Raw genomic sequence first — 25,639 nt, 5'->3', positions numbered from 1 at the left:
ACATGGAAGCTCTCGTCCAACTGGGGATGGTCTCGGATCTCCCGAGCGACGCCCAGATTGATGAGAACCGCTCGGCGGAAACGAAGGACTATTTCGTCCATCGCAACGGCGTGCGGTATGCGGGAACGCATCTGATCATCGACCTGTGGGGGGCGACGAATCTCGACGACCCCGACCATATCGACGCGGTGCTGCGCGAGGGTGCGCTGGCCACCGGCGCGACCATCCTGCACGGGCACTTCCACCACTTCTCCCCGAATGGTGGCGTCAGCGGCGTGCTGGTTCTGGCCGAGAGCCATGTGTCGATCCACACCTGGCCGGAGCGTGACTACGCCGCGCTCGACATCTTCGTCTGCGGCGACTGCGACCCCTACAAGGCGCTGCCGGCGCTGAAGAAGGGTTTCCTGGCGGAGCGCGTGCAGCTTGCCGAGCACAAGCGCGGCCTGATCGGGTAAGTCCGGCCCTCAGGGCCGGGTTGGTTCGGGGCGGGCCGCAGGGCCCGCCCTTTTTCGCGCGTGCGGAGAGCGACGATGACGGATGAAGCCTGGATCAACGAGACGCTCTACGCCGAATGGGGCCAGCGCTTCCTGGTGAAGCGTGACCTGGCGCATGTGAAGTCGGAGTTCCAGGACATCCGCATCTTCGAAAGCCACCTGCATGGCCGCGTCATGCTGCTGGACGGCGTGGTGCAGATCACCGAGGCGGATGAGTTCGTCTACCAGGAAATGCTCGCCCATGTGCCGCTGCTGGCGCATGGCGATGCGAAGCGCGTGCTGATCATCGGCGCCGGCGACGGCGGCGTGCTGCGCCGCGTGCTGCAGCACCGCACCGTCGAGAAGGCGGTCATGGTGGAAATCGACGGGGAGGTGATCCGCCTCGCAAAGGAACACCTGCCCGGCATCGGCGGCGACGCCTGGACGGACCCGCGCGCCACCGTCATCGTCGGCGACGGCATCGACCACGTCCGCCAGGCGGAAGCCGGCAGCTACGACGTGGTGATCGTCGACAGTACCGACCCGATCGGGGTGGGGGAGGTGCTGTTCACCGACGAGTTCTACGCGAACTGCGCCCGCCTGCTGTCCGACCGCGGCCTGGTGGTGAACCAGTGCGGCGTGCCCTTCATGCAGGCCGAGGAGTTGCGCCAGACCTCGCTCCGCCGCGCCAAGTCCTTCCCCGACGTCTTCGCCTATGTCGCTGCCGTGCCAACCTATGTCGGCGGCTTCATGACGCTGGGCTGGGCCGCCAAGGATGCCGGCTGCCGGCAGGTGGAGGTCGCCGAGATCCGCCGCCGCGCCGACGTCGCCGGCGTGCTGGACACCACGCGCTACTGGACGCCGGAAATCCATGTCGGCGCCTTCAACCTGCCGCCCTACATCGGCATGCACCTGCCGCGAGGCTGACGGCCCGCAACCGCTGAGGCTCAGGTCGGCTCCACCGCGGGCGGCACCCGGTCCCCGGGCCGCAGCGTCCGCAGCCGCACATCCTGGAACCGCTCGCTGAACACGTCGCGTAGCGAAGCCGCCACCGCGTTGCGTGCCGTCTCGAAATCCTTCAGCGCGGTGGCGTCGGCCGGGTTGGCCAGCACGCGCGCCTCCGCATCGCGGATCGCCGCCACTTCCTCGTTCAGCCGCTTGGCCGAATCCCGCGGCAGGGCGCGGCCGGCGACATAGACCGCCTGGCTGATGCCGATCAGCGTCACCAACTGGTCCGGGATCTCGAAATTGGCCAGGTCGCCGGTGCCCGTCACCACCAGCGCGACCGCGGCGAACAGGCTGAACAGCAGCGCCTGCACCCGCGTCACGTCGATCTCGCCATCGGATTCCACCAGGTCGGTCCAGCGCGGCAGCCGGGGGGCCGGGTCCAGCACGCCGGTGCCGAACAGCCACATCCGGTTCTGCGTCTGCATCACCGACCCCTCGGTCAGCCGAGCCAGGGTGGAACCCGTCAGCGTCACGCCGAGCAGCGTCAGCACGCTGTTGCTGAGGTTCGGCAATTCCCCGGTCCGTGCCATGACGTAGGCATAGACCCCGGCCAGCACGAGCGTGAACAGCAGCACCTGGAAGCGCGACAGGCTGCAGTAGCCGAAGCTGTCCTGCGCGATCACGGTCGGCCGCAGCGCGTAGCCATAGGCACTCGGCGCGCCGCTGCCCAGCAGCTTGCGGCTGTGTGCATATTGCCGCTGGTGGATCTGCATTGCTGCGAAAGCCAGCAGCAGATAGGCCAGCAGGCTCGTCGCCAGCCCGGCGGAGGCCGAGGTGCGCAGCTTGGAGACGAACATCGGCTGCCGCGCATAAGCCCGCAATTCCCGCCCATTTGCCCGCAGCGGGTTCAGTGACTCCGCCGGATCGACGCAAAGCAGCAGCACTACCTCCCAGTAGGAGGGCCGCCATCCCGCCTCCAGCGCCGGAAAGACCGCGGAAACGGTCGTCGCGTCGTCATTCGGCGTTGGCGGCAGCACGGTGCCGCGCGTCAGATCAGCTTCACGCAGCGCAACCGGCGACCGGTCGGCGGGATAGACCACCGCCTCGAACCACGCGTTGCGCCATTCCAGCGGTGTCAGCCAGCTCGGCCGGGACAGCGTCAGCTCCAGCGTCGGCACGGCTTTTGAGGTCTGCCGCACCGCCTGCAACGGCAGCGCCGGCGCACTGGTTGTCAGATGCTGCGCGACATCGCCCAGCACCATGAAGCCGGATCCTGTCTGCCACGGACCGTCGCGGGACGCCGGCACACTGCACTGGACGATGCGCGATTCCCGCGCCGGCGCCTGCGCCAGGGCGGCCCGGGCCGGCAGCAGCGCCGCCGACAACGCGCAGACCAGCGACAGGGCCATGATCCAGCGCGGCATGACGCACCCCGAAAAACGGAAGCTGACGGTGCGGCGCGCGGCGCGGGCGGTGCAACGACTATTTGGTTTCGCGCATTTCACCGGCGGCGTGTGGCGCTCAGCCCGCGGCGAATCCCTGCACCAGACTGCCCGCGATCAGCCGCCAGCCGTCGACCAGCACGAAGAAGGCCAGCTTGAAGGGCAGCGCCACCACGGTCGGCGGCAGCATCATCATGCCGAGCGACATCAGCAGGCTGGCCGCCACCAGGTCGATCACCAGGAAGGGCAGGAAGACCAGGAACCCGATCTCGAAGGCGCGGCGTAGCTCGCTGACCATGAAGGCCGGCGTCAGCGCCCGCCACGGTGCTTCTGTCGCGCCCACCATGGGCAGGTTCGCCAGGTCGAGGAACAGCGCCAGGTCGTCGTCGCGCACCTGGGCGGCCATGAAGACGCGGAACGGCTCGGCCGCCGCCTGCATCCCGGCGAGTTCGCCGATGCGCCCTTCCGCCATCGGCAGAATTCCCTCCTGCCAGGATTTCAGCAGCACCGGCTCCATCACGAACAGCGTCAGGAACAGCGCGAGACCGATCAGCACCGGGTTGGGCGGGATGGAGGGCGCGCCGATGGCGCTGCGCAGCAAGGCCAGCACGATGGCGATGCGCGCGAAGGCGGTCATCATCACAAGCAGGGACGGCGCCAGCGACAGCAGCCCGATCAGCGCGGTGAATTGCAGCAGCCGCGCCGTGGTGCCGGCCTGGCCCGCGCCGAGATCGAGGTTCAGGCTCTGCCCGATCGCGGAGCCGGGCAGCAGCAGCAGCGCCAGGACCAGCCACCTCATCGCGGCGGCGCCCCGGGCGCAGGCGCGGCCGGGTCCGGCGGCAGCCAGCCTACCACCACCTCCTGCGCCCCGCCGGTCAGCAGCAGCAGGTGGCGGCCCTCGCAGCGTAGCAGGGTCAGGCGCCGCCGCCCGTCCAGCGCCAGCGTCTCCTCCACCGCCAGGCGCTTGCCCGGCCGTGCGCCCATGCCGGCCGCCCGCGCGGCGCGCCCGGCCAGCAGCAACGCCGCGAGCACGGCCAGCAGCGCGGCGATGGCGGTCAGCGCCGCGGTCGGCAGGCTCGATTCGGTCATCCTGACACCCCTGCATCCGGCGCCCCGTCCTGGGCGCCGTGCCGCTTCAGTTGCGCGCCACCTCGGCCAGCAGGCCATCGACCTGTCGCAGCAGGCCCTCCAGCGCCGGGCGCAGCCGCCTTCCCTGGTCTCCGGCCAGCCCGAGCACCGCGGCGCACAGCGCCGTCGCGTCGCGGTCCAGCCCCTCCAGATCCACCCGCCGCCCCGATTCCACCAGGGCGCGGGCCATCAGCACGGTGCCCCCCATCGCCTCGATCGCCGCCTGCACGGCGCGAGCGTGCAGGCCTGTGTCGTGGAAGGCGGCGGTCGCGTGGCCCGGGCTGAGATCATCCGACATGCCCCAATTTGCGCAGGCCCGCATGAACAAATCCTTGATGCGCGCCGCGACGATCCCTCTCGACCCGCACCGCGCAGTACAACCCGAGGTGGCAACCATTGATTCATGTCCGCGCGGCAGGATGCGCCGCATGCAGTCCTTGAACCTGACCCCGCCCGGCCTGGGCGCGGCGTCGACCCGCCCCGGCCCGCGTGCCGAACCGCTGGACCTCGCCGCGCGACGCCTGGGCTGGCTGGACCGGCGCCAGGCCGTGCTGGCGCAGAACATCGCCAATGCGGACACGCCGCTGTTCCGCCCGCGGGACCTGACGCCCTTCGCCCGCACGCTGGCCGGCACGATGCAGCCCGCCCTGGCGCGCACGACCCCCAACCACCTGCACGCCGGCGGCCGCGCCCGCGATGGCGGAAGGGAGGATCGTTCGGTGGCCGAGGCCGCGCCGGACGGCAACGCCGTGTCCCTGGACCGGGAGGCGGTGCGCATCGCGGAAACCGACACCGCGCATGCGCTCGCCATGCAGGTGCACCGCAGCTTCACGGGCATGTACCGCCTCGCGCTCGGCCGCCAGGGCTGAACGGGGCGTCAGGAGGAGGGCAGGCATGGATCTCGACCGCGCATTGCGCATTTCCGCCGCCGGCATGGCGGCGCAGTCCACCCGGCTGCGGGTGGTGGCGGAGAACCTCGCCAACCGGGACAGCACGGGGGAATCCGCCGGAGCTGACCCCTATCGCCGGCGCACCGTCAGCTTCGCCAACCGGCTGGACCATGCCCTGGGCAGCGGGTCCGGCCCAGGCACGGAAACCGTCGCCGTGTCCCGCATCGGCACCGCGCCCGGCGATTTTCCGACGCGCTTCGACCCCGCTCATCCCGCCGCCGATGCGCGGGGCTACGTGAAGACGCCGAACGTCGACAGCGTGGTCGAGGTGATGGACATGCGGGAGGCGCAGCGCGGCTACAGCGCCAACCTGTCCGTGCTGGAGACCACCCGCGGCATGCTGACCCGCGCCATCGAGGCGCTGCGATGAGCGCTGCCAGGTCATTCCGCTGATGACGGTCGGTGCCGTCCAGGCCGCCGCCGCCTATGCCTCCGCCGCCCGGCCCGCCGGCGCCGAACCCGCCGGCAGCGGCTTTGGCGCGGCGATGAGCCGCGCGCTGGAATCCGGCATCGAGGTCGGGCGAAGTGCCGAGGCCACCTCGACCCAGGCGCTGATGGGCCAGGGCAGCGTGACGGAGGCGGTGCTCGCCATCTCCCGCGCCGAGCTTGCCTTGCAGACCGCCGTCTCGCTGCGCGACCGCGTGGTCGCGGCGTACCAGGACGTGATGCGGATGCCGATCTGATGCCTGCCGGAAGCGGCGCGCACGTGGAGGGCCAGGAGGGCCGATGTCGGAACAGGCCATGGGGCAGGCGCTGCGGGAAGCGCTGTGGGTCTCCACCCAGGTGATGGGTCCGCCATTGGTCGCCATCCTGGTGATCGGCCTCGTCGTCTCGCTGGTGCAGGCGCTGACCCAGATCCAGGAGGCGACGCTCGCCTTCCTGCCCAAGCTCGTCGTCGGCGGTGCGCTGATGCTGCTGCTCGGCCCCTTCACCCTGGCCGCCATGACCGGCTGGACCCACACGCTATTCGACCGGATGGTCGCGCTGGGAGGCGCGCCATGAGCCGGGCGCTGAATTGCGCCGCGTGAACGAGGCCGATCTCGCCCTTTTGCAAACCCTGCCGGCCATCGCCTTTCAGGTCGTGGTGGTCTTCGCGCGGCTCGGCGCCGCCGTGATGCTGCTGCCCGGGCTGGGGGAGGAGGAGGTGCCGGCGCCGTTGCGGCTCGGGCTCGGGCTGGCCCTGGTGGCGCTGCTGTTTCCCGTGGTCGCGCCGGGCCTGCCGCCGGTGCCGCAGGAGGCCGCCGATGCGCTGCGGCTGCTGGCCACGGAAATCCTCATCGGCCTCTGGATCGGCGGGCTGGCGCGGCTGGCGTTGCTGGCCTTCGCCATGGCCGGGCAGGCGATCTCGGCGCTGATCGGGCTGGGCGGGCTGCTGGTGGTGGACCCGGGCCTCGGTTTGCAGGCCACCGCGCTCGGCCGTGCGCTTGGGCTGCTCGCGGTCGTGCTGGTGATGGCGACGGGGCTGCACGGCGTGGCGCTGCGGGCGCTGGCCGAAAGCTACGCCGTGCTGCCCGCCGGCAACCCGTTCCCCGCCGGTGCCGCCGCCGCCACCCTGGCGCAGGCCGGCGCGGATGCGCTGGCGCTGGCGCTGCGTCTGGCGGCGCCCTTCGTCATCGGCGCCATCGTCCTGAACGTCGCTCTCGGGCTGTTGGCCAGGCTGGCGCCGCAGGTGCAGACCTTCTTCGTCGCCGTGCCGGGCCAGATCCTGGCCGGGCTTGCGCTGCTCGGCCTGCTGGCGCCGCCGATGATCGCAACCTTCGCCGAGGCGCTGCGCGCCAGCTTCCTCGCCCTGCCCGGGGCGCGTTGAGCCATGGCCGGGGATGGCGACGATGCCGATGCCACCGACCGGTCGGAAGCCGCCACGCCTCGGCGGATCGAGCGAGCGCGCGAGGATGGCCAGGTCGCCCTGTCGCGGGAGGTGGTGGGCTGGGCCGCGCTGGCCGCCGGCACGCTCGCCGCCATGCTGGCGCTGCCGCCGATGGGCGCCGACATCCTGCGCGCACTCCGCGCCATCATGGAACGCAGCCACGAACTGGTCATGGCGGAGGCGGTGCAGATCCTGGCCGGGCATGGCCTGATGGCGGTGCTGCCGGTGGCGGCCGCCGCGGCGCTCGGCGCCGTCGCCGCCACGCTGCTGCAGACCCGCGGGCTGGTCTCGGCCAAGGCCATGGTGCCGCGGCTCGACAAGATCAGCCCGCTGGCCGGCGCCAAGCGCCTGGTCGCGCCCGAAGCCGCGGCGGAGTTCCTGCGCACGCTGCTGAAGCTGGGGCTCGTCGGCGCTGCGCTGTGGTACGCGCTGGGCGACCTCGCGGAACTCCAGGCCTCGTTGCACCAGGCGCCGGGCGCGCTGCCAGCCTCGGCCGGGGCTGCGGCGCTGCGCCTGATGCTGGCCGCCCTGGTCGCCTTCGCCGGCATCGCCGCGCTCGACATGCTGTGGGTCCGCTTCCGCCACCTCAGCCGCCTGCGCATGAGCATCAAGGAACTGCGGGAGGAGGCGAAGGATGCGGAAGGCGACCCGATGCTCAAGGCGCGCCGCCGGCAGCTCCGCCTGGCCCGCGGCCGCCAGCGCATGATGGCGGCGGTGCCGAAGGCGGCCGTCGTCATCACCAACCCAACCCACTACGCCGTGGCGCTGGCCTATGGCGGCGACAGCGCGGCACCGACGTTGGTGGCCAAGGGCGTCGATGCCATGGCCGCCCGCATCCGCACGGCCGCGGAGGCCGCCGGCGTGCCCCTCGTCGCCAATCCACCCTTGGCCCGTGCGCTTTGGCGGCTGGAGGTGGATACCGAAATCCCGGCGGAACATTATCAGGCCGTCGCGGAAATCATCGCCTTTGTCTGGCGCCAGCGTGGCGCCGCGGCCAGGACGGATGCGAAATGACCGCAGCAAGCAACCATCCGGCGCCGCCTGGCGCCGGAGGAGGAGAGTGCCGTGACTGAAACTCGACGCAAGCTGCAAGCCCTGCTCAGCCGTACCCTACGGCCCGGCCCGGACGCCACGGTGATGGCGGTGCTGGAGGCGGCCGGCACCGGCCTCGCCCTGGTCGACCAGGAAGACTGCCTGCTGGCCTGGAACAGCGATTTCGCCGCACTCTGCGGCCCGATGCTGCCGCTGCGCCCTGGCCTGAAGCTGAAGCGCCTGCTGGCGGATGACCGCAGCAGCGAGGCGATGGCGGCGCTCGCCTCCGGCCAGCGCTGGGTCGTCACCCTGGCCGTCGAAGGCTCGCCGCGATTCGAGGCCGAGCGCCGCCGGCTGCCGATGCAGGAAGGGAACTCCGTGCTGCGCCTGACCCGCATCCTGGCGCGGCCGCCGGAGGAACAGGCGGCGGCGGCGCGGCTGCAGGCGGTGGGCGCCCTGGCCGGCGGCATCGCGCATGATTTCAACAACCTGCTGACCGCCATCGCCGGCAGCGCCGAATCCGCCCTGGCCCGGGCGCCGGCCGGGGATGCCGGGCCGGAGCTGCGCCAGGTGATGGAAAGCGCCGGTCGCGGCGCCGCCCTGGTGCGCCAGCTCCTCGCCTTCGCCCGCCAGCAGGCGCTGCGCCCCCGCGTGGTCGACCTGAACGAGGCGGTGGCGGCGATGGGCGAGTTGCTGCATCGCCTGCTCGGCAGCCGCGTGCGGCTGGCCCTGACGCTGGACGAGCCTTCCCGTCGCGTACGGATCGACCCGACGCAGCTCGACCAGGTCATCATGAACCTAGCGCTGAACGCCCGCGATGCGATGCCGGATGGCGGCGCCATGCGGATCGGCACCGGGCACGCCGTCGTGCTGCGCCCGGAACCGCTGGGCGCCGAGGTCCTGCCACCCGGCCGCTACGCAATGCTGGAAGTCGCCGACAGCGGCGCCGGCATCCCGGAGGAGGTGCTGCCGCGCATCTTCGACCCCTTCTTCACCACGCGCCGGGATCGCGGCGGCACCGGGCTCGGGCTGTCCACGGTGCATGGCATCGTCCGGCAATCTGGCGGCTTCATCGCGGTAGATAGCAAGCCGGGGCAGGGCACCCGCTTCCGCATCTGGCTGCCGCGGCATGAAGGCCCCGCCGATGTCCCCTTGCCCACCACCATGGTCGCCGCGCCGCCGCTGCCGCAGCCGCCGGCCGTGGTGCCCCTGGTGACCCATGAAGGCGGCCCGATCCTGCTGGTGGAGGACGAGGTGCCGCTGCTGCGCCTGGCGGAGCGGGCGCTGCGCCGCGCCGGCTTCGACGTGCTGACCGCCGGCTGCGCGGAAGAAGCACTGGAGGCATTGGACCGCAGCGCCACCAGGCCGCTCGCCATGGTGTCCGACGTGGTGATGCCGGGGCTGGACGGGCTGGAACTGGCGGCGAAGTTGCGGCGGAAATGGCCCGACCTGCCGGTGCTGCTGATGTCCGGCTATGCCGAGGCGGCGCTCGGCCGCGACCTGAACGCGGAGGGGATCCGCCTGCTGGCCAAGCCCTACAGCCTAGGCGCGCTGGTCGCCGAGCTGAAGTCGATTTTGCCGGTGGAGACGTTGAAAGTTTCCTAAATGTTCTTGTCGAAATCGCTGTTCCGCGCGATATTCCACTCAGCCGACCGGCGATGAAGCCCCTTTTTCAGGGCGCCCCCGGTCAGAGGGATTGACCGGCAGGTGGTAGACCTGCCTCAATTTCACCCATAGGTTGAGATCGGATTTCGGGAGAGCGAGCCGCATGGACAAGACCAAGGCTCTGGACGCCGCGCTGAGCCAGATCGAACGCGCCTTCGGCAAGGGCTCGATCATGCGCATGGGCAACAAGGCCGCGACCGACGAAGTGGAGGTGATCTCCACCGGTTCGCTCGGGCTGGACCTCGCGCTCGGCATCGGCGGCGTGCCGAAGGGGCGGATCATCGAGGTCTACGGCCCGGAAAGCTCGGGCAAGACCACGCTGGCGCTGCACATCATCGCCGAGGCGCAGAAGCGCGGCGGCACCTGCGCCTTCATCGACGCGGAACATGCGCTCGACCCCGGCTACGCCAAGAAGCTCGGCGTCGATATCGAGAACCTGCTGATCAGCCAGCCGGATGCGGGCGAACAGGCGCTCGAGATCTGCGACACGCTGGTGCGGTCGGGCGCCATCGACGTGCTGGTGGTGGACAGCGTGGCCGCGCTGGTGCCGCGGGCGGAACTCGAAGGCGAGATGGGCGACACCCATGTCGGCCTGCATGCGCGCCTGATGTCGCAGGCGCTGCGCAAGCTGACCGGCAGCGTCTCCCGCTCCAACACCCTGCTGGTCTTCCTGAACCAGATCCGCCTGAAGATCGGCGTGATGTTCGGCAACCCGGAGACCACGACGGGCGGCAACGCGCTGAAGTTCTACGCCTCCATCCGCATGGAAATCCGCCGCATCGGCGCGATCAAGGACCGGGAGACCACCACCGGCAACCAGACCCGCGTGAAGGTGGTGAAGAACAAGATGGCGCCGCCATTCCGGCAGATCGAGTTCGACATCATGTACGGGGAGGGCATCTCCAAGGTCGGCGAGCTGATCGATCTCGGCGTGAAGGCCGGGATCATCGAGAAGTCGGGCGCCTGGTTCAGCTGCGACAGCCAGCGTATCGGGCAGGGACGTGAGAACGCCAAGCAGTTCCTGCGCGACAACCCGGCCATGGCCGAAAGCGTGGAAAAGCGCATCCGCGACCAGGCCAACGGCCTCGCCAGCACCATGCTGGCAGGCGAAGGGGAGGATGCCGCCGCGGCGGAGTGACGGAACCTTAATCCGCTGCGGCGTTGGTTGGTGCTGACCCTGAACGGAGCAGTCCCTTGTCCAAGCCCTTCGCCGCAGCTTTCGCCACCCTGTTCCTCGCTGGGGTGCCAGTGATGGCGCAAACGCCGCCCGCCGCGGCGTCGCGCGACTGCCAGGGCGGCATCGACCTGGCCCGCGCGGCCGAGATTGGCCGGGAGGCAGGTGTCACTCAGGTTCGCAAGGTTGAATGCGACGACGGCAAGTGGGAGGTCGAAGGCCGCGATGCCCAGGGCCGGGAGATCGAGGTTGATATCGACCCGCGCGACGGGCGCGTCCTGAAGACGGATCGGGACTGAAGCTTCCGGTTTTGCTCATTCTGCTCTAACGATCCCGGCCCGTTGAGAGACATGCCGAGACCATGAGCAGCAGCAACGACATCCGCGCCACCTTCCTGGACTATTTCGCGCGTAACGGGCACGAGGTGGTGGAAAGCTCCCCCCTCGTGCCGCGCAACGACCCGACGCTGATGTTCGCCAACAGCGGCATGGTGCAGTTCAAGAATGTCTTCACGGGCCAGGAGAAGCGCAGCTACCAGCGCGCCACGACCGCCCAGAAATGCGTCCGCGCCGGCGGCAAGCACAACGACCTGGACAATGTCGGCTACACCGCCCGGCACCACACCTTCTTCGAGATGCTGGGCAATTTCAGCTTCGGCGACTACTTCAAGGACCAGGCGATCGAGCATGCCTGGACCCTGCTGACCCGCGATTTCTCGCTGCCCAAGGACCGCCTGCTGGTCACGGTGTACTCGGAGGACGAGGAGGCGCCGGTCTTCTGGAAGAAGATCGCCGGCCTGCCGGACAGCCGCATCATCCGCATCCCGACCGCCGACAATTTTTGGCGCATGGGCGACACCGGCCCCTGCGGCCCGTGCTCCGAGATCTTCTTCGACCACGGCGACAAGATCCCCGGCGGCCCGCCCGGCAGCCCGGACGAGAATGGCGACCGGTTCATCGAGATCTGGAACCTGGTCTTCATGCAGTACGAGGAAGGCCCGCCCGGCACCCGCGTGCCGCTGCCGCGCCCCTCGATCGACACCGGCATGGGGCTGGAACGCTTCGCCGCCATCCTGCAGGGCAAGCACGACAACTATGACACGGACACGCTGCGCGCCCTGATCCTGGCGAGCGCCGAGGCCACCGGGCAGGACCCCGATGGCCAGTGGAAGACCAGCCACCGCGTGGTGGCCGACCACCTGCGCGCCGGCACCTTCCTGATCGCCGATGGCGTGCTGCCCTCCAACGAGGGCCGCGGCTACGTCCTCCGCCGCATCCTGCGCCGCGCCATGCGCCACGCCCACATGATGGGCGCGCGGGAGCCGCTGCTGCACCGCCTGGTCCCGGCCCTGACCCGCCAGATGGGTGCCGCCTACCCCGAGATCTTCCGCGCCGAGGCGCTGGTGATCGAGACCCTGCGCCTGGAGGAAACCCGCTTCCGCTTGCTGCTGGAACGCGGCCTCGGCCTGCTGTCGGATGAATCGGGAAAGCTGGGCGAGGGCGGCACGCTGCCTGGCGAGGTCGCCTTCAAGCTCTACGACACCTACGGCTTCCCGCTCGACCTGACGCAGGACGCGCTGCGCGGCGAGGGCAAGTCCGTGGACACCGCCGGTTTCGAAGCTGCGATGGCCGAGCAGAAGCAGCGCGCCCGCGCCGCCTGGGCCGGCTCCGGCGAGGCCGCGACGGAAACCCAGTGGTTCGACATCCGCGAGAAGCTCGGCGCCACCGAGTTCCTCGGCTACTCGACCGAGAGTGCCGAGGGTTCCATCCTGGCGATCCTGGTGGACGGCAAGCCGGTCGACTCCGCGCCTGCCGGCACCGAGGTTGCGGTGGTGCTGAACCAGACGCCCTTCTACGCCGAATCCGGTGGCCAGGTCGGCGATGCCGGGCTGATCTCGGCCGGCGAGGCCTGCCGCATCGTCGTGCGCGATACGCAGAAGAAGCTCTCGGACGTCTTCGTCCACTACGGCATCGTGGCTCACGGCGAGGCGAAGCTGGGCCTGCCCGTGGTGGCCGAGGTCGACCACGCGCGCCGGTCCACCATCCGCGCCCACCATTCCGCGACGCACCTGCTGCATGAGGCGCTGCGCCGCCGCCTCGGCACGCATGTCGCGCAGAAGGGCTCGCTGAACGCGCCGGACCGCCTGCGCTTCGACGTCTCCCAGCCCACGCCGATGAAGGACGACGACCTTGCCTGGGTCGAGGCCGAGGTAAATGCCCGCATCCGCGAGAACGCCGAGGTCGTCACCCGCCTGATGACGCCGGACCAGGCCGTGGCCGTCGGCGCCATGGCGCTGTTCGGCGAGAAATACGGCGACGAGGTCCGCGTTGTCAGCATGGGCCACGACCCCGCCGCCACTGAACGCCACGGCGTCTATTCGCTGGAGTTGTGCGGCGGTACCCATGTCCGCCGCACCGGCGACATCGGCCTGTTCCGCATCGTCTCCGAAGGCGCCGTCGCGGCCGGCATCCGACGCGTCGAGGCGGTGACCGGCGAAGCGGCGCTCAAGCTGCTTGAGGAGCGCGACCGGCAGTTGAACGAGGCCGCCGCCGTCCTCAAGGCGCGCCCCGCCGAGTTGGCCGACCGCATCACCGGCCTGCTGGAGGACCGCAAGCGGCTGGAGCGCGAGGTGACCGACCTCCGCAGGAAGCTGGCGACGGGCGGCGCGGCGGCAGAGGTCGAGACCGTCAACGGCCTGCGCCTCGCGCTCCGCGAACTCGGCGAGATGCCGCCGCGCGACCTCAAGGGTGTCGCCGAGGCAATACTGAAGGCGGACACCGCCGACATCGTGGCGTTGGTCTCCACCGCGGAAGGCAAGGCCAGCATCTTCGTCGGCGTCGGCCCGGCCGCGAAGGACAAGGCGGATGCGCCCACCCTGGTCCGCGCCGCGGCACTCGCCGTCGGCGGCAAGGGCGGCGGGGGCAAGCCCGACATGGCCCAGGCCGGCGGCCCCGATGCGGCGAAGGCAGCCGAGGCCCTGGCGGCGGTGAGGGCGGCGCTGGCCGGGTGAGTGGCAAGGTCGACCCAGCCTCGGCCCAGGAGTCCTGCGCCAGGCGCAGGGCCTCATCCTGGGCCAGATCGACGCCAGCAGGACCCTGGACACCAAGGCGGTGGCGGTACTTCAGGCGTCGCAGGCCATGGCAGTGGCCGGCCTGCTGACGACTGGCGGAATGGCCGCCCTCGCCGCCCTCGTGGCTGGCTGGTCGCTCCGCGGCAGCGAGAGCGCGGCGCCCGCGCTTCGGCCCTCGACCCTGCTGGACCGTGCGGTCGAGAAGCTTGTGCCGGCGCAGCTTTTTCCTTTTCCTGGCCAATGAGCTGGATCGCGCAATCGAGCGCAACAACCTGGCGGCGCGCTCCGCCTCTCGTCGATTCGGCGCCGACCTCTACGTCGCGATCCTCGCGCCTTTTTCCGGCAGCCTCGTCGCGGCAGGCCTCGCGGCGCCGACCTGGCGCCAGCCGGTCGTGATGGCTTTCAGTAGGCTCGCGGCCGTTGCCCTGCTGAGGCTGCTGATCCGCCTATCTGGAACCGACCGCGGCTGGTTTGCTGTACTTCAAGGGGCCGAAGGACTTGATGAGATAGTCCAGCTGCACCGGTTTCGCAGTCGGGAGGAAGGGATTGCCACCCGGCGGCACGGACGACCCAGGCGCGGGATTTGAGGCCTGCTCGGGCTGGGCTGGTGGCTTCGCTCTCGTGTCCCGACATGACCAGAGTATAGGAAGTGCCCCATGGCCATGCCAATCCAAGATGCCGCGCGGCATCGCGCCCGTACCCTCGGCTTTGCCCCCGGCCTCTTCGCCCCCGGCCTGCACAACGCCATCACGGACGTCGCCGGCGTTCGTGTCGGCCAGGTCACGCTGATCCAGGGCGAGACCATCCGCACCGGCGTCACTGCCATCCTGCCGCATTCCGGCAATCCCTACGCCAGCCGCGTTCCCGCCGGCGTCTTCGCCATGAACGGCTTTGGGAAGATGGCGGGCGTGACGCAGGTGCAGGAACTCGGAGAACTCGAAACCCCTATCCTCCTCACCAACACCCTGGCGGTGGGGCGGGCGGTGGAGGCGCTCGTGGACTGGACTCTGGCACAGCCAGGCAATGCGACGGTCCGCTCCGTCAACGCCGTCGTCGGCGAGACCAATGACGGTCGCCTGAATGACATCCGCGCCCGCGGCGTCACCACCGACCACATGCGCCAGGCCCTGGACCAGGCAAGCGATGGACCGGTGGCGGAGGGCAGCGTCGGCGCCGGCACCGGGACCATGGCCTTCGGCTGGAAGGGCGGCATCGGCACCTCCTCCCGCATCCTGCCGGCAGCACTCGGCGGCTGGACGGTGGGGGCGCTGGTGCAGGCGAATTACGGCGGCGCGCTGCTGATGGATGGGTTGCCCGTGGGGCGGCTGCTGCGGAAGTTCTACCTGGCAGAACATGCGGCGGAACAGGCGGATGCGGATGGCTCGGTCATGGTGGTCCTGGCCACCGATGCGCCGCTGTCCGACCGCAACCTGCAACGCCTGGCCCGCCGCGCCATGGCCGGCATCGCCCGCACCGGCGCCGCCTTCTCGGATGGCTCCGGCGACTACGCCCTCGCCTTCGCCACCCACGCCGATGTCCGCCGCACGCCGGAGCACGGTGCCGTCGCGGATTGGCCGAACGACCGCATGTCGCCGCTGTTCGTCGCCGTGGCGGAGGCGACGGAGGAGGCGGTGCTGAATGCGCTGTGCTGCGCCACCACCATCGTGTCCCACCTCGATGGCCGCCGCGTCACCGGCCAGGCCCTGCCGCTGGACCAGGTGGTCGCCCTGCGCCGCGCGGCTTGCCGCCTGCCCTGATTGCACGCAGGCTTCCAGGATTGGAAAGGGCACCAGCCATGCCGCTCGACGACCTCCGGCGCGAGGACCTCGCCGGCCGCACCGCCGCCGAGACCCGCGCCGCGATCCGCGCCGGACAGTGGCGCGGCACCACGCATGACCTTGCCGGCGGCTACATCCAGGCGAATCTTGCCATCCTGCCCGAGGCCCAGGCGCTGGATTTCCTGCGCTTCTGCCTGCGCAACCCGAAGCCCTGCCCGCTGCTGGACGTGACGGATACCGGCAGCCCGGAGGCCCGCCAGGTCGCCCCTGGCAGCGATCTGCGCACCGATCTTTCGCGCTACCGGATCTACCGGCACGGCCAGTTCGTCGAGGAAGTGTCCGACCTGCGCGCCATCTGGCGCCCCGACCATGTCGGCTTCGTCATGGGGTGCAGCCTGTCCTTCGACGCGGCGCTGGAGGCCGAGGGCATCCCGGCCCGCAGCTTCCGCCGGGGCAGCCGGATCCCGACCTTCACCTCCAGCCTCGACTGCATCCCGGCCGGCCCGTTCCGTGGCCCGATGGTGGTCAGCCTGAAGCCGATCCCGCCGCGCTGGGCGGACCAGGTGCGGGCGGTGACGGCGCGCTATCCCGCCACGCATGGCGGCCCCGTCCATGTCGGCAATCCCGCCGCCATCGGCGTCGATCCCAGTCGCGCCGACTGGACCACCGCCTGCGACCTGGCGCCGGACGAGGTGCCGATGTTCTGGGGCTGCGGCGTCACTCCGCAGGCCGTGGCCATGGCCGCCGGCATCCCGGAAATGATCACGCACAGCGTCGGCCACATGTTCCTGACCGACCTTCGCCTGGCCGATCTCCGGCAAGCCTGATCAGGGGGAAGGTGTCAAAGCCTCCCGCACTGCGGATTTGAACTCCCGCCGGTGCAGTTCGCGCAGCACGAACAGGCTGGTGGCGATGAGCGCCACCGGGTGGACGATCCAGGCCAGCGCGGCCAGGCCGAAATAGTAGCTGCGCAGCCCCGTGTTGAAGTGCCGCGCGCCGCGGTTCAGCACCCGCGCCGCCGCCTCCGCCTGCCCGATGCTGGCCGGGGAGGGTGCGCCGGAGGCGATGCCGCCGACCAGGATCGAGGTGTAGTTGAACTGCCGCAGCGCCCAGGTCAGCTCGAAGAAGGCGTTGACGAAGATCAGCAGCAGCAGGCCGATCTTCAGCTCCCACAGCACCTCGTTCGGCACCGCCGCATAGGGCAGTGCCTGCACCACCCGCTGCCCCAGATCCGGCGCGCCGAGCAGCGCCACCAGGCCGCCCAGGATGAAGATGCTGGTGGTGGCGAGAAAGCTGGTGCTGTTCATCAGGTTGCCGATCGCCGCCATGTCGGCGATGCGGTTGTCCCGGTCCAGCATGGCGCGCATCCAGCGGCGCCGGTGTTCGTCCATCGCCGCGATGACGCTGGACCGGTGGATGCGTGGCACCCGGTCGACCAGGTTGGAATAGCCCAGCCAGCAGGACGCGAAGACTGTCAGCGCCAGCCAGTCGAGGGTTGAGAAGATCGGCATCAGGTCAGCCTAAGTGACCTGATGCCGTCCCGTCTCACCCCATCTTCTTCTTCAGGTTCTCGTCCAGCTTCGCCAGGAAGGCCTGGGTGTTCAGCCAGGGCTGGTCCTTGGAGATCAGGATGGCGAGGTCCTTCGTCATGTCGCCGGACTCCACCGTCTCGATGCAGACCTTCTCCAGCGCATCGGCGAAGTCCACCACATCCGGCGTCCCGTCGAACTTGCCGCGATAGGCCAGGCCGCGGGTCCAGGCGAAGATCGAGGCGATCGGGTTCGTGCTGGTCTCGCGACCCTTCTGGTGCTCACGGTAATGGCGCGTGACGGTGCCGTGCGCCGCCTCGGACTCGACGGTGTTGCCATCCGGGGACAGCAGCACGGATGTCATCAGGCCGAGCGACCCAAAACCCTGCGCCACGATGTCGGACTGCACGTCGCCATCGTAGTTCTTGCAGGCCCAGATGTAGCCGCCTTCCCACTTCAGCGCGGAGGCCACCATGTCATCGATCAGCCGGTCCTCGTAGACGATGCCGGCCGCCTTGAACTTGTCGGCGAATTCCGCGTCGAAGATCGACTTGAAGATGTCCTTGAAGTTGCCGTCATAGGCCTTCAGGATCGTGTTCTTGTGGCTGAAATACACGGAATACTTCCGCGCCAGCCCATAGTTGAAGGATGCGCGGGCGAAGCCCTCGATCGAGGCGTTCAGGTTGTGCTGGCCCATGAACACGCCCGGCGCCTTGAACGGGAAGTCGCCGATCTCGACCGGCGCGCCGCCGCCTTCCGGCGTGTAGGTCATGGTCACCTTGCCGGCGCCCGGGATCTTCATCTCGACCGCGCGGTAGATGTCGCCATAGGCGTGGCGGCCGACGACGATCGGCTTCGACCAGTGCGGCACCAGGCGCGGCACGTTCTGGCAGATGATCGGCTCGCGGAAGATGGTGCCGTCCAGGATGTTGCGGATGGTGCCGTTCGGGCTGCGCCACATCTTCTTCAGGCCGAATTCCTTCACCCGGGCCTCATCCGGGGTGATGGTCGCGCACTTCACGCCGACGCCGTACTGCTTGGTGGCGTTGGCGGCATCCACCGTCACCTGGTCATCGGTCTGGTCGCGGTATTCGACGCCGAGGTCGTAGTACTTCAGGTCGATGTCGAGGTAGGGCAGGATCAGGCGGTCCTTGATGAACCCCCAGATGATCCGCGTCATCTCGTCCCCGTCCATCTCCACGACGGGGGTCTTCACCTTGATCTTCGCCATGCCTGATATCCTTCGCGGCCGCCGCCGTGTCCTGGGGGATGTATGCGGCGGGAACATGCCAACCTGACCCTGCGGGGGCAACCCCGCGGGCCGCATGCCTGACCTTGCAAGGAGCGATCGCGATCGAATTGACCCGCCCTGAACCCGTGGAGTGCCCGCATTGCGCGGAGCCCACCATGCCGAACCGTCTGGCCGATGGCAGCATCGTGTGCTCCTGCGCTGCGGAACGATCCCTCCCACCGCCGCCGCCGACGCTGGACTCCCGCCGCACCCCGCCCAGATAGTCGGACAGCAAATGGAGTCTGAGCGATGATGCTGCGAATGGCCGCAGGAACGATGATGGGCGGCATGCTGCTGGCCGGCGCCGTGACCACGCTCGCCATCGGGGCCGGCGCGGTGGGCACCGTCCTGCTCGCCCGCCGGATCTGCGAGGAACGCCGCGGCTGGCGCCGGGACGCCGCCATCGAGCCCGATCCCCTGCCGGACGCGATGCCGGACATGGACACCGGGCTTGCCGACGCCACCTGAACGTGCGGGCTCCCGTTGCTGTTGGAGCCTATCCGGAGGGCCCTAACGACCCGGGCGGGACCAGCGCTGAGCACGGCGAGCCCCGCTGTCACCTCAGGCGGCGTATCCCTCGCCAGATCGGCTGCAGGACCTGCTTCAGCGCTGCCCCCATGCGGGGATTGGCGGCCAGGTAGCTGCGGACCGGGCCGCTGGCGCGCCAGATGGTGCTGGTCTCCATGGAGGCGAGACGACCCTGGCAGTCGTGCAGCAAGGCCTCGGCCTTCGCGGCACGCGCCTCGCTGCGGCGGAGCGCCGCAGATTCGGCGGCCACGGCAAACGCGTTCCCACCGCTGCTGCGGCGGGCCAGTTCCTGCATCTTGAGAGGCGCCCGTAGAAGCTCTGGAAGGCCTTGATGATGTGCGCCTCGTCCATGAAGCTCGTATTTTCCAGTTGTTTCGTTTCCCCCGCGAAGCACGCGGCTTGGCCAAAAAGCGTCAGGCTGTCGGTCAGCTCCGCAGAGCCCCAGTTGACCTTCTCCTGAAGGAGGACGGAGCCGCCATTTTCCCTTATAAAGTCCGCGACAATCCCGGCGCTGACGTAGCCCCTGGCGATGCGTATTTATGCCCCGGCAATCGAGACTTCGGCATGAACCAGAGAATGGAATGAAAAGACGAAGTCGAATTTTCCATCGGTCATCGCCAAGGAAGTTCCATCGGTTTTCAAGAAGCTGGCATGGTGGCTCGCGGCGAAGCGGGTCTTGCAGGCCTTGACGCATCGATCTGAAAGATCGACGCCGACGAACGACTCACTCAAGCCGATCAGAAACTTCGTCCAACGTCCGTAGCCGGGCGCTATTTCCAGCACACGTCCCGTCGGCAAGAAGCGATGCAGGCGGGGGTAGAGCGAGCCAAACCACTGTGCTTCGCTGCCACCCCAGGCGTCGCTCCATTCCTCGCCACCATTTTCCCAGTCGTAGGCGCCATCCCAGGTCTCGGCGTTCCAATCCAGATCTGGCAGGGCTGGTTCTCACTCGCGCCGGGCAAAAAATAGAAAAGCGGCGATCCTCCAGGTCTGCACCCGGCAACATACCGACCCTACAGGATCAGGAGATTGCGTGAGAAGCGCTCAATCCGGCAGAATCGCGGTCGCCTCGATCTCCACCCGCGCCTCCGGCTCCACCAGCGCCACCACTTGCACCAAGGCCATGGCCGGAAAGTTGCGCCCCATCACGGCACGGTAGGCCGGGCCGAGCTCGGCCAGGCTGGCGCGGTATTCTGCGATATCCACCACATACCAGGTCAGCCGCCCGACATGTTCCGGGCCGCCGCCGGCCTCCCGCAGCACCGCCAGGATGTTTCCCAGCGCCTGCCGCACCTGCGCGACGAAGCCCGGGGCGAAGCGCCCCTCCGCATCCCAGCCAATCTGCCCGCCCACAAGCACGAGGCGCCCACGCCCCATCATCCCGTTCGAATAGCCGCGCGGCGCCGGCCAGCCGGGCGGTTGCAGGGCGGTGAGGGGGTTCATGCGCAACGCTCCTGATACGCCGCCAGCGCCGCGCGCAGATCGGCCGGCACCGGCACCGCGCGCCGCGCATCGAGGTTGGTGGTCGCCGTCACCAGATGCATCCGCAGCAACTCCGCTTCCCCCCGATGCACATGTAGAGTCAGCCCGTAGGAAGCCCCGCCGATCCGCGTCACCAGCGGCGTCAGCGCCACCCGGTCCCCCATCAGCCCAGGCGCGAAGAAATCCGCCTCGGCATGGGCGAAGCCGGTGCCGACGCGGCGTTCGGCGTGCAGCGCGTGGAAGTCGATGCCGAGTGCCGCCTCGAACCAATCCTCCACCGCCGCATTCGCCTTGGCGAACCAGGTCGCGAAGAACACGATTCCCGCCGGGTCGCAATCGCCGAAGCGCACGCGCTGTTCGCTGCGGAAGGCCTGCATGGGAAGCGCCGAGGCGGGCAGGGGCACCGGCCGCGTCATGCCCTTGCCTTTTGCCGAAGCGCAAAGCGCTGCAGCTTGCCTGTCTCGGTCCGCGGCAGCGCGTCGCAGAACACCACGCTGCGCGGATATTTGTACGGCGCGATCTCCGCCTTGACGAAATCCTGCAACGCCTTCGCCAGCATCGCATCCGCCACGATACCCGGCTTCGGCACGACATAGGCCCGCACCACCATCCCCCGCTCCGCATCCGGCGCGCCGACCACACCGCATTCGGCGACCGCCGGGTGCGCCAGCAACGCCGCCTCCACCTCCGGCCCCGCGATGTTGTAGCCCGCTGAGATGATCATGTCGTCGTTGCGCGCCTGGTACCAGAAGTAGCCGTCCTGGTCCTGGATGTAGGTGTCGCCGGTGATGTTCCAGCCGTGCTGCACGTACTGCGCCTGGCGCGGGTCATCCAGGTAGCGGCACCCGGTCGGCCCTTTCACAGCCAGCCGCCCGATGGTGCCGCGCGGCACGTCGGCGCCGGCCTCATCCACTACCCGGGCGACGTAGCCCGGCACCGGCAATCCGGTGGCGCCCGGGCGAATCGCTTCCTCCGGCGCACCGATAAAAATGTGCAGCATCTCGGTCGCGCCGATGCCGTCCATCAGCTTGAGGCCTGTCGCCGCCTGCCACGAATCGAAGATCGGCTTCGGCAGCGCCTCCCCGGCCGAGACGCATTTGCGCAGGCTCGACATATCATGTTGGCCGGCCAGCCCGGCCATGACCCGGTATGCCGTCGGCGCGGTGAAGCACACCGTGCCGTGGTAGCGCTCGATCGCCGCCGGCAGTTCTTCCGGCGGCGCACGTTCCAGCAACACCGCCGTGGCGCCGACGCGGAACGGGAACAGCACCAGCCCGCCGAGCCCGAAGGTGAAGGCGAGTGGCGGTGAGCCGATGAACACATCTGCGGGTTCCGGCCGCAGCACCTGCATCGCATAGCCGTCGCAGATCGCCATCATATCGCGATGGAAATGCAGCGTGCCCTTCGGCTCTCCGGTCGAACCGCTGGTGAAGCCGATCAGGCAGATGTCATCCGCCGCCGTGTCGCAGGCCGGAAATCCCGGGGCGGTCTGTGCCACCATCCCCTCCAGCTCGCCATCGCCCCAGCACACCAGGTGGCGCAAATCTGGCGCATCGGCCTTGCGGAGTTCCTCCACCAGCCTCGCATCGCACAGCGCGTGGCTGATGCGGGCCTTGCACAGCACCTGGGACAATTCCCTGGCGCGCAGCAGCGGCATGGTGGCGACGACGATCCCTCCGGCCTTCAGCACCGCGAAGTAAGCCGCGACCATCCAGGCATTGTTGGCCGAGCGCAGCAGCACCCGGTTGCCCGGCACCAGCCCCAGCCGTTCCACCAGCACCCGCGCAATCCGGTCCACGCGGTCCGCAAGCTGCGCATAGCTCAGCGTTTCCCGTGGCGTCACCAGCGCCGGATGGTCGCCGCGCCCGCGCTCCAGGTTGCGGTCCAGCAGTTCCACCGCGCAGTTCAGCCGCGGCGGGTAGCGGTACTCCGGCCGGTCGAGCAGGAACTCCGGCCACTGCTCCCGCGGCGGCAGGTGGTCGCGGGCGAAGCTGTCCTGATGCGCGCTCATCGGGCGCCGTGGCGGTCGCGTTCCGCCTTCGCGATCACGATGCGCTGGATCTCGGAGGCGCCTTCATAGACGCGCAGCGCCCGGACCTCCCGATAGAGCTCCTCCGCCTTGTGGCCCCGCGTCACGCCGAGCCCGCCATGGATCTGCACGTTCCGGTCGGCTGCGCGCTGCGCCACCTCCGTCGCATGCAGCTTGGCCATGGAGGCTTCGCGCGTCACCCGCGCCGTACCCGAATCCTTCAGCCAGGCGGCGCGGTAGACCAGCAGCGCCGCGGCCTCCACCTCCGTCGCGCTGTCGGCGATGGCCACCTGCGACATCTGCTGGTCGAACAACGTCCCGCCGAAAATACGGCGCGACGTGGCATGCGCCACCGTCATGTCCAGCGCCCGCCGCGCGAAGCCCAGCGCGGCCGCGCCGACGGTGGCGCGGAACACGTCGAGCGTGGCCATCGCCACCCGGAAGCCTTCGCCCGGCTTGCCCAGCATGTCCTCGGCCGCCACGCGAACGTCCGCGAAATCCAGTCGCGCCAGGGGATGCGGCGCCGTCACCTCGATCCGCTCCGCGACCGTCAGCCCCGGCGCATCGGCGGGCACGAGGAAGGCCGAAAGCCCCTTCGCCCCCGGCGCCTCCCCGGTGCGCGCGAACACCACGTAGCTCGCCGCGATGCCGCCATTGCTGATCCAGGTCTTCTGCCCGCTCAGCCGGTAATGCCCGTTGCCGTCCGGCGTCGCCGTCAACGCCAGGGCCGAGACATCGCTGCCCGCCTCCGGCTCGCTCAGCGCGAACGCGGCAAGCCCTGTGCCGGCACGCGCGCCCGGCAGCCAGCGGTCCCGCTGCGCCGCGCTGCCGAACAGCGTCACCGGCCCCGTGCCGAGCCCCTGCATGGCGAAGGCGAAATCTGCGAGGCCGCTGTGACGCGCCAGGATGTCCCGCGCCAGGCACAGCGCCCGCACATCCAGCACGCCATCGGACGGGCAGGGCACACGCAGCAGCCCGGCATCCCCCATCGCGCGCGCCAGCCGCACCACGCTGGCATCCGCGTCATGCTCGTCCGACAGCACCTCGGCGTGCCGCGCCGCCCAGGCCTCCACTTCCGCCGCCCAATCCTTGTGGCGCGGCTCCAGGAACGGCCAGTCGAGGAAAGATGGGTCTACCATCAATCGCCCCGGAACACCGGCCGCTGCTTCGCCACGAAGGCGTCGTAGGCGCGCCGGAAATCCTGCGTCGTCATGCACAGCGCCTGCGCCACCGCCTCCGCCTCGATCGCCTGTTCGACGGACATGGCCCATTCCATCGCCAGCATCCGCTTGGTCATGGCATGCGCGAAGCCCGGCCCCTCCGCGATCTGCCGCGCAAGCGATGTTGCAGCGCCGGCCAGCCCCTCCGGCGCGTGCAGCGTGTTGAAGAAGCCCCAGGCCAAGCCTTCCTCTCCGCCCAGCGACCGGCCGGTGAACAACAGCTCGCTCGCGCGCCCCTGACCGATGAGGCGCGGGAGGATGGCGCAGGCGCCCATGTCGCATCCGGCCAGCCCGACCCGGTTGAACAGGAACGCGACCTTCGCCCGCGCCGTGCCCAGCCGCATATCCGACGCCATGGCGATGATCGCTCCCGCGCCGGCCGCGATGCCATCCACCGCCGCGACGATCGGCTGCGGACAGCCGCGCATCGCCTTCACCAGGTCGCCGGTCATCGCGGTGAACTGCATCAGCCCCTTGGTGTCGCGGTCCAGCAGCGGCCCGATGATCTCGTGCACGTCGCCGCCCGAACAGAAATTCCCGCCCGAGCCCGCCACCACGAAGGCCCGCACCGCGTCATCCTGCGCCGCCGCGCGGAACATCGCGGTCAGCTCCGCATAGCTCTCGAAGGTCAGCGGGTTCTTCCGTTCCGGCCGATCCAGTGTGATGGTCGCGACGCCCCCCGCCACCTCCAGCCTCACATGCTGTGCCCGATAATCCGCCAGCGGGATCATGCCGCCTCCTCCGATGTCAGTGCGCCACGCACCGAAAGCTTGGCCTTGCCCAGCAGCAGGAACAGCGCACCGCGCTCGCCCTCCGCCATGCCTTCCAGCAACTCCGCCACCCAGGCCTCATGCGCCGCCGATTGCCGCGCGAAGTCGCGCCGCCCCTTCGCCGTCAGCCGCAGCATCTGCGCCCGCTTGTCGCCGGGCCGCACGCGCCGCTCGACCAGCCCCTCCGCCTCCAGCCGCGCGGCGAGGCCGGTGACGTTGCCGTTGCTCACCATCATCCGCTGCGAGACCTCGCCCAGGCTCAGCCCAGCCGGCACGCGGTCCAGCGCCGCCAGAAGGTCGAAGCGGGGCAGGGTGGTGTCGAAGTCCCGCCGCAGCCGGCGGCGGATCTCGCCCTCGATCAGCGTGGTGCAGGTCAGCATCCGCAGCCACAGCCGCAACTCGTCCTTGTGGCCGGGCGGCGCGTGCGCCAGCGCGGTTTCCGCATCCACGGGCGTCATGTCTCGCCCCCATCCACCGCAATCGCCTGGCCGTTGATCGCCGAGGCGCCGCACAGCGCCAGCACCGCCGCGGCCACCTCCGCCGGCTGCACCAGGCGCCGCTGTGGGTTGTGCTTCGCAAGCTCCGCCCGCGCTTCGGCCTCGCTGCGGCCGGTCCTGTCCATGATGCGGGCGACGCTGTCGGCAACGATATCGGTCTCGGTGAAGCCGGGGCACACGGCGTTCACCGTCACGCCCTTCGCCGCCACCTCCTGCGCCAGGGACCGCACCAGCCCGAGCAACCCGTGCTTCGCAGCCGCATAGGCCGTGACGTAGGGGTAGCCCTTCAGGGATGCGGTGGAGGCCACCATCACCACCCGCCCGAACCCTGCGGCCAGCATCCCTGGCAGCACCGCCTGCGTTACCGCAACGGCACCGATCAGGTTGACGCGCCACATCCGCTCGAACAGCGCCGCATCCGTCTTCAGGAAAGCCGCGCTTTCCGCCACGCCCGCCGCCTGCACCAGCATCTCGAAATCCGGCAGCTTTGGCAGCGCGTTCACGTCCCCGACGATGAAGGCCTGCGCCTCGCCCGCCTCGACCACCGCCCGCAGCCGGTCCTCGCGCCGGCCCAGCACCGTCACCCGCACGCCCACCGCTGTCAGCGCCGCGGCGCAGGCAGCGCCGATGCCGCTGCCGCCGCCGGTGACCAGGGCCGTCCTGCCGTGAAGCGCTGCCGAGACCATGATCCCTCCGCAATGCTTCAAGCCTAAAACATCGCCGCCCCCCGGGGCAACCTTGCATTTCCGTTGAACCGCCAATCTTT

General features: G+C 69.7%; 31 protein-coding genes. 16 read left to right on the top strand and 15 right to left on the bottom strand.

Annotated elements, in window-relative coordinates; all coding sequences use genetic code 11:
- Positions 1–2 precede the first annotated feature (2 nt).
- Positions 3–455: an adenosylmethionine decarboxylase gene (gene speD, locus ACLF3G_RS03615; RefSeq protein ID WP_430667951.1), complete on the top strand. Its 453-nt coding sequence runs from the start codon at positions 3–5 to the stop codon at positions 453–455.
- 75 nt (positions 456–530) lie between these two features.
- The gene (gene speE / locus ACLF3G_RS03610; RefSeq protein WP_430667950.1) at positions 531–1,400 is read left to right on the top strand and encodes a polyamine aminopropyltransferase; all 870 of its coding nucleotides are present in this window, start codon (positions 531–533) and stop codon (positions 1,398–1,400) included.
- A gap of 20 nt (positions 1,401–1,420) precedes the next feature.
- On the opposite strand, the gene ACLF3G_RS03605 is transcribed toward speE, so the two are convergent.
- The 4 genes from ACLF3G_RS03605 to ACLF3G_RS03590 all read right to left on the bottom strand — a co-directional run bounded on the left by ACLF3G_RS03605 (position 1,421) and on the right by ACLF3G_RS03590 (position 4,289).
- Positions 1,421–2,830 (bottom strand): hypothetical protein, encoded by a 1,410-nt coding sequence (locus ACLF3G_RS03605; RefSeq protein ID WP_430667949.1) that lies wholly within the window; start codon positions 2,828–2,830, stop codon positions 1,421–1,423.
- Between the two features lie 112 nt (positions 2,831–2,942).
- Positions 2,943–3,662 carry a flagellar type III secretion system pore protein FliP gene (gene fliP, locus ACLF3G_RS03600; RefSeq protein ID WP_430667948.1) on the bottom strand — a complete coding sequence of 240 codons (720 nt, stop codon included), beginning with the start codon at positions 3,660–3,662 and terminating at the stop codon, positions 2,943–2,945.
- Complete coding sequence (locus tag ACLF3G_RS03595) at positions 3,659–3,952, bottom strand: hypothetical protein (RefSeq protein ID WP_430667947.1); 294 nt, start codon at positions 3,950–3,952, stop codon at positions 3,659–3,661. The genes fliP and ACLF3G_RS03595 overlap by 4 nt, the downstream gene beginning before the upstream one ends.
- Positions 3,953–3,998: 46 nt before the next feature.
- Positions 3,999–4,289 (bottom strand): hypothetical protein, encoded by a 291-nt coding sequence (locus ACLF3G_RS03590; protein ID WP_430667946.1) that lies wholly within the window; start codon positions 4,287–4,289, stop codon positions 3,999–4,001.
- A 130-nt stretch (positions 4,290–4,419) separates the two neighbouring features.
- Between ACLF3G_RS03590 and ACLF3G_RS03585 the strand changes: the two genes are divergently transcribed.
- The 13 genes from ACLF3G_RS03585 (at position 4,420) to ACLF3G_RS03525 (ending at position 16,354) form a co-directional block, all read left to right on the top strand.
- On the top strand, positions 4,420–4,860 hold the full coding sequence (locus tag ACLF3G_RS03585; protein ID WP_430667945.1) for a flagellar basal body rod protein FlgB: 441 nt from the start codon (positions 4,420–4,422) through the stop codon (positions 4,858–4,860).
- 25 nt (positions 4,861–4,885) lie between these two features.
- A complete protein-coding gene (flgC, locus tag ACLF3G_RS03580; RefSeq protein WP_430667944.1) occupies positions 4,886–5,311 on the top strand; it encodes a flagellar basal body rod protein FlgC in 426 nt (141 codons plus the stop codon).
- A 22-nt stretch (positions 5,312–5,333) separates the two neighbouring features.
- A complete protein-coding gene (locus ACLF3G_RS03575) occupies positions 5,334–5,624 on the top strand; it encodes a flagellar hook-basal body complex protein FliE (RefSeq protein ID WP_430667943.1) in 291 nt (96 codons plus the stop codon).
- 43 nt (positions 5,625–5,667) lie between these two features.
- The gene (locus ACLF3G_RS03570; protein ID WP_430667942.1) at positions 5,668–5,943 is read left to right on the top strand and encodes a flagellar biosynthetic protein FliQ; all 276 of its coding nucleotides are present in this window, start codon (positions 5,668–5,670) and stop codon (positions 5,941–5,943) included.
- A 22-nt stretch (positions 5,944–5,965) separates the two neighbouring features.
- Positions 5,966–6,748 (top strand): flagellar biosynthetic protein FliR, encoded by a 783-nt coding sequence (locus ACLF3G_RS03565; protein WP_430667941.1) that lies wholly within the window; start codon positions 5,966–5,968, stop codon positions 6,746–6,748.
- 3 nt (positions 6,749–6,751) lie between these two features.
- Positions 6,752–7,822, top strand: a complete 1,071-nt coding sequence (locus ACLF3G_RS03560) for an EscU/YscU/HrcU family type III secretion system export apparatus switch protein (protein ID WP_430667940.1) — start codon at positions 6,752–6,754, stop codon at positions 7,820–7,822.
- 51 nt (positions 7,823–7,873) lie between these two features.
- On the top strand, positions 7,874–9,445 hold the full coding sequence (locus tag ACLF3G_RS03555) for an ATP-binding protein (protein ID WP_430667939.1): 1,572 nt from the start codon (positions 7,874–7,876) through the stop codon (positions 9,443–9,445).
- A gap of 163 nt (positions 9,446–9,608) precedes the next feature.
- Positions 9,609–10,643, top strand: coding sequence for a recombinase RecA (recA, locus tag ACLF3G_RS03550; RefSeq protein WP_430667938.1), 1,035 nt, complete (start codon positions 9,609–9,611; stop codon positions 10,641–10,643).
- A gap of 56 nt (positions 10,644–10,699) precedes the next feature.
- Positions 10,700–10,978 carry a PepSY domain-containing protein gene (locus tag ACLF3G_RS03545; RefSeq protein ID WP_430667937.1) on the top strand — a complete coding sequence of 93 codons (279 nt, stop codon included), beginning with the start codon at positions 10,700–10,702 and terminating at the stop codon, positions 10,976–10,978.
- 62 nt (positions 10,979–11,040) lie between these two features.
- Positions 11,041–13,689: an alanine--tRNA ligase gene (gene alaS / locus ACLF3G_RS03540; RefSeq protein ID WP_430667936.1), complete on the top strand. Its 2,649-nt coding sequence runs from the start codon at positions 11,041–11,043 to the stop codon at positions 13,687–13,689.
- Between the two features lie 266 nt (positions 13,690–13,955).
- The gene (locus ACLF3G_RS03535) at positions 13,956–14,336 is read left to right on the top strand and encodes a hypothetical protein (protein WP_430667935.1); all 381 of its coding nucleotides are present in this window, start codon (positions 13,956–13,958) and stop codon (positions 14,334–14,336) included.
- A 69-nt stretch (positions 14,337–14,405) separates the two neighbouring features.
- Positions 14,406–15,506 (top strand): P1 family peptidase, encoded by a 1,101-nt coding sequence (locus ACLF3G_RS03530; RefSeq protein WP_430667934.1) that lies wholly within the window; start codon positions 14,406–14,408, stop codon positions 15,504–15,506.
- 38 nt (positions 15,507–15,544) lie between these two features.
- Positions 15,545–16,354 (top strand): putative hydro-lyase, encoded by an 810-nt coding sequence (locus ACLF3G_RS03525; RefSeq protein ID WP_430667933.1) that lies wholly within the window; start codon positions 15,545–15,547, stop codon positions 16,352–16,354.
- Here ACLF3G_RS03525 and ACLF3G_RS03520 read toward each other — a convergent pair whose 3' ends face one another.
- Complete coding sequence (locus tag ACLF3G_RS03520) at positions 16,355–17,038, bottom strand: DUF599 domain-containing protein (protein ID WP_430667932.1); 684 nt, start codon at positions 17,036–17,038, stop codon at positions 16,355–16,357.
- Positions 17,039–17,072: 34 nt separating this feature from the next.
- Complete coding sequence (locus ACLF3G_RS03515) at positions 17,073–18,287, bottom strand: NADP-dependent isocitrate dehydrogenase (protein ID WP_430667931.1); 1,215 nt, start codon at positions 18,285–18,287, stop codon at positions 17,073–17,075.
- A gap of 309 nt (positions 18,288–18,596) precedes the next feature.
- On the opposite strand from ACLF3G_RS03515, the gene ACLF3G_RS03510 reads away from it, so the two are divergent.
- The gene (locus ACLF3G_RS03510) at positions 18,597–18,815 is read left to right on the top strand and encodes a hypothetical protein (RefSeq protein WP_430667930.1); all 219 of its coding nucleotides are present in this window, start codon (positions 18,597–18,599) and stop codon (positions 18,813–18,815) included.
- Between the two features lie 88 nt (positions 18,816–18,903).
- On the opposite strand, the gene ACLF3G_RS03505 is transcribed toward ACLF3G_RS03510, so the two are convergent.
- From ACLF3G_RS03505 to ACLF3G_RS03465, 9 genes are all read right to left on the bottom strand, one after another.
- Positions 18,904–19,125, bottom strand: a complete 222-nt coding sequence (locus ACLF3G_RS03505; RefSeq protein WP_430667929.1) for a hypothetical protein — start codon at positions 19,123–19,125, stop codon at positions 18,904–18,906.
- Between the two features lie 287 nt (positions 19,126–19,412).
- Entirely contained in the window at positions 19,413–19,673 is a 261-nt protein-coding gene (locus tag ACLF3G_RS03500) for a class I SAM-dependent methyltransferase (RefSeq protein ID WP_430667928.1), read from the bottom strand.
- Between the two features lie 246 nt (positions 19,674–19,919).
- A complete protein-coding gene (locus tag ACLF3G_RS03495) occupies positions 19,920–20,318 on the bottom strand; it encodes a RidA family protein (RefSeq protein WP_430667927.1) in 399 nt (132 codons plus the stop codon).
- Positions 20,315–20,773 (bottom strand): acyl-CoA thioesterase, encoded by a 459-nt coding sequence (locus tag ACLF3G_RS03490; protein WP_430667926.1) that lies wholly within the window; start codon positions 20,771–20,773, stop codon positions 20,315–20,317. Before ACLF3G_RS03490 ends, ACLF3G_RS03495 begins: the two co-directional genes overlap by 4 nt.
- Positions 20,770–22,368 (bottom strand): benzoate-CoA ligase family protein, encoded by a 1,599-nt coding sequence (locus ACLF3G_RS03485; RefSeq protein WP_430667925.1) that lies wholly within the window; start codon positions 22,366–22,368, stop codon positions 20,770–20,772. Before ACLF3G_RS03485 ends, ACLF3G_RS03490 begins: the two co-directional genes overlap by 4 nt.
- Positions 22,365–23,525, bottom strand: coding sequence for an acyl-CoA dehydrogenase family protein (locus ACLF3G_RS03480; protein ID WP_430667924.1), 1,161 nt, complete (start codon positions 23,523–23,525; stop codon positions 22,365–22,367). The genes ACLF3G_RS03485 and ACLF3G_RS03480 overlap by 4 nt, the downstream gene beginning before the upstream one ends.
- Positions 23,525–24,337 (bottom strand): enoyl-CoA hydratase family protein, encoded by an 813-nt coding sequence (locus ACLF3G_RS03475; RefSeq protein ID WP_430667923.1) that lies wholly within the window; start codon positions 24,335–24,337, stop codon positions 23,525–23,527. The genes ACLF3G_RS03480 and ACLF3G_RS03475 overlap by 1 nt, the downstream gene beginning before the upstream one ends.
- Entirely contained in the window at positions 24,334–24,834 is a 501-nt protein-coding gene (locus tag ACLF3G_RS03470; RefSeq protein ID WP_430667922.1) for a MarR family winged helix-turn-helix transcriptional regulator, read from the bottom strand. The genes ACLF3G_RS03475 and ACLF3G_RS03470 overlap by 4 nt, the downstream gene beginning before the upstream one ends.
- Positions 24,831–25,559: an SDR family NAD(P)-dependent oxidoreductase gene (locus tag ACLF3G_RS03465; protein ID WP_430667921.1), complete on the bottom strand. Its 729-nt coding sequence runs from the start codon at positions 25,557–25,559 to the stop codon at positions 24,831–24,833. The genes ACLF3G_RS03470 and ACLF3G_RS03465 overlap by 4 nt, the downstream gene beginning before the upstream one ends.
- Positions 25,560–25,639 lie beyond the last annotated feature (80 nt).

Origin of the sequence: Falsiroseomonas sp. HC035 (assembly GCF_050563525.1) — a bacterium.
In the GTDB taxonomy this organism is placed as follows: Bacteria; Pseudomonadota; Alphaproteobacteria; order Acetobacterales; family Acetobacteraceae; genus Falsiroseomonas.
Note: the sequence above shows the minus strand (reverse complement) of the source record. Positions and strands in the feature narration are given on the sequence as shown.

Bases quoted from the DNA above. Each gene is read 5' to 3' on its own strand.
- ACLF3G_RS03595 (WP_430667947.1), bottom strand. From the start codon at position 3,952: ATGACCGAATCGAGCCTGCCGACCGCGGCGCTGACCGCCATCGCCGCG.
- ACLF3G_RS03525 (WP_430667933.1), top strand. From the start codon at position 15,545: ATGCCGCTCGACGACCTCCGGCGCGAGGACCTCGCCGGCCGCACCGCC.
- ACLF3G_RS03475 (WP_430667923.1), bottom strand. From the start codon at position 24,337: ATGATCCCGCTGGCGGATTATCGGGCACAGCATGTGAGGCTGGAGGTG.
- ACLF3G_RS03575 (WP_430667943.1), top strand. From the start codon at position 5,334: ATGACGGTCGGTGCCGTCCAGGCCGCCGCCGCCTATGCCTCCGCCGCC.
- ACLF3G_RS03570 (WP_430667942.1), top strand. From the start codon at position 5,668: ATGTCGGAACAGGCCATGGGGCAGGCGCTGCGGGAAGCGCTGTGGGTC.
- ACLF3G_RS03485 (WP_430667925.1), bottom strand. From the start codon at position 22,368: ATGAGCGCGCATCAGGACAGCTTCGCCCGCGACCACCTGCCGCCGCGG.
- fliP (WP_430667948.1), bottom strand. From the start codon at position 3,662: ATGAGGTGGCTGGTCCTGGCGCTGCTGCTGCTGCCCGGCTCCGCGATC.
- alaS (WP_430667936.1), top strand. From the start codon at position 11,041: ATGAGCAGCAGCAACGACATCCGCGCCACCTTCCTGGACTATTTCGCG.
- recA (WP_430667938.1), top strand. From the start codon at position 9,609: ATGGACAAGACCAAGGCTCTGGACGCCGCGCTGAGCCAGATCGAACGC.
- ACLF3G_RS03480 (WP_430667924.1), bottom strand. From the start codon at position 23,525: ATGGTAGACCCATCTTTCCTCGACTGGCCGTTCCTGGAGCCGCGCCAC.
- ACLF3G_RS03530 (WP_430667934.1), top strand. From the start codon at position 14,406: ATGGCCATGCCAATCCAAGATGCCGCGCGGCATCGCGCCCGTACCCTC.
- ACLF3G_RS03510 (WP_430667930.1), top strand. From the start codon at position 18,597: ATGATGCTGCGAATGGCCGCAGGAACGATGATGGGCGGCATGCTGCTG.
- ACLF3G_RS03585 (WP_430667945.1), top strand. From the start codon at position 4,420: ATGCAGTCCTTGAACCTGACCCCGCCCGGCCTGGGCGCGGCGTCGACC.
- ACLF3G_RS03465 (WP_430667921.1), bottom strand. From the start codon at position 25,559: ATGGTCTCGGCAGCGCTTCACGGCAGGACGGCCCTGGTCACCGGCGGC.
- ACLF3G_RS03605 (WP_430667949.1), bottom strand. From the start codon at position 2,830: ATGGCCCTGTCGCTGGTCTGCGCGTTGTCGGCGGCGCTGCTGCCGGCC.
- ACLF3G_RS03520 (WP_430667932.1), bottom strand. From the start codon at position 17,038: ATGCCGATCTTCTCAACCCTCGACTGGCTGGCGCTGACAGTCTTCGCG.
- ACLF3G_RS03490 (WP_430667926.1), bottom strand. From the start codon at position 20,773: ATGACGCGGCCGGTGCCCCTGCCCGCCTCGGCGCTTCCCATGCAGGCC.
- ACLF3G_RS03515 (WP_430667931.1), bottom strand. From the start codon at position 18,287: ATGGCGAAGATCAAGGTGAAGACCCCCGTCGTGGAGATGGACGGGGAC.
- speD (WP_430667951.1), top strand. From the start codon at position 3: ATGGAAGCTCTCGTCCAACTGGGGATGGTCTCGGATCTCCCGAGCGAC.
- ACLF3G_RS03560 (WP_430667940.1), top strand. From the start codon at position 6,752: ATGGCCGGGGATGGCGACGATGCCGATGCCACCGACCGGTCGGAAGCC.
- flgC (WP_430667944.1), top strand. From the start codon at position 4,886: ATGGATCTCGACCGCGCATTGCGCATTTCCGCCGCCGGCATGGCGGCG.
- speE (WP_430667950.1), top strand. From the start codon at position 531: ATGACGGATGAAGCCTGGATCAACGAGACGCTCTACGCCGAATGGGGC.
- ACLF3G_RS03470 (WP_430667922.1), bottom strand. From the start codon at position 24,834: ATGACGCCCGTGGATGCGGAAACCGCGCTGGCGCACGCGCCGCCCGGC.
- ACLF3G_RS03495 (WP_430667927.1), bottom strand. From the start codon at position 20,318: ATGAACCCCCTCACCGCCCTGCAACCGCCCGGCTGGCCGGCGCCGCGC.
- ACLF3G_RS03590 (WP_430667946.1), bottom strand. From the start codon at position 4,289: ATGTCGGATGATCTCAGCCCGGGCCACGCGACCGCCGCCTTCCACGAC.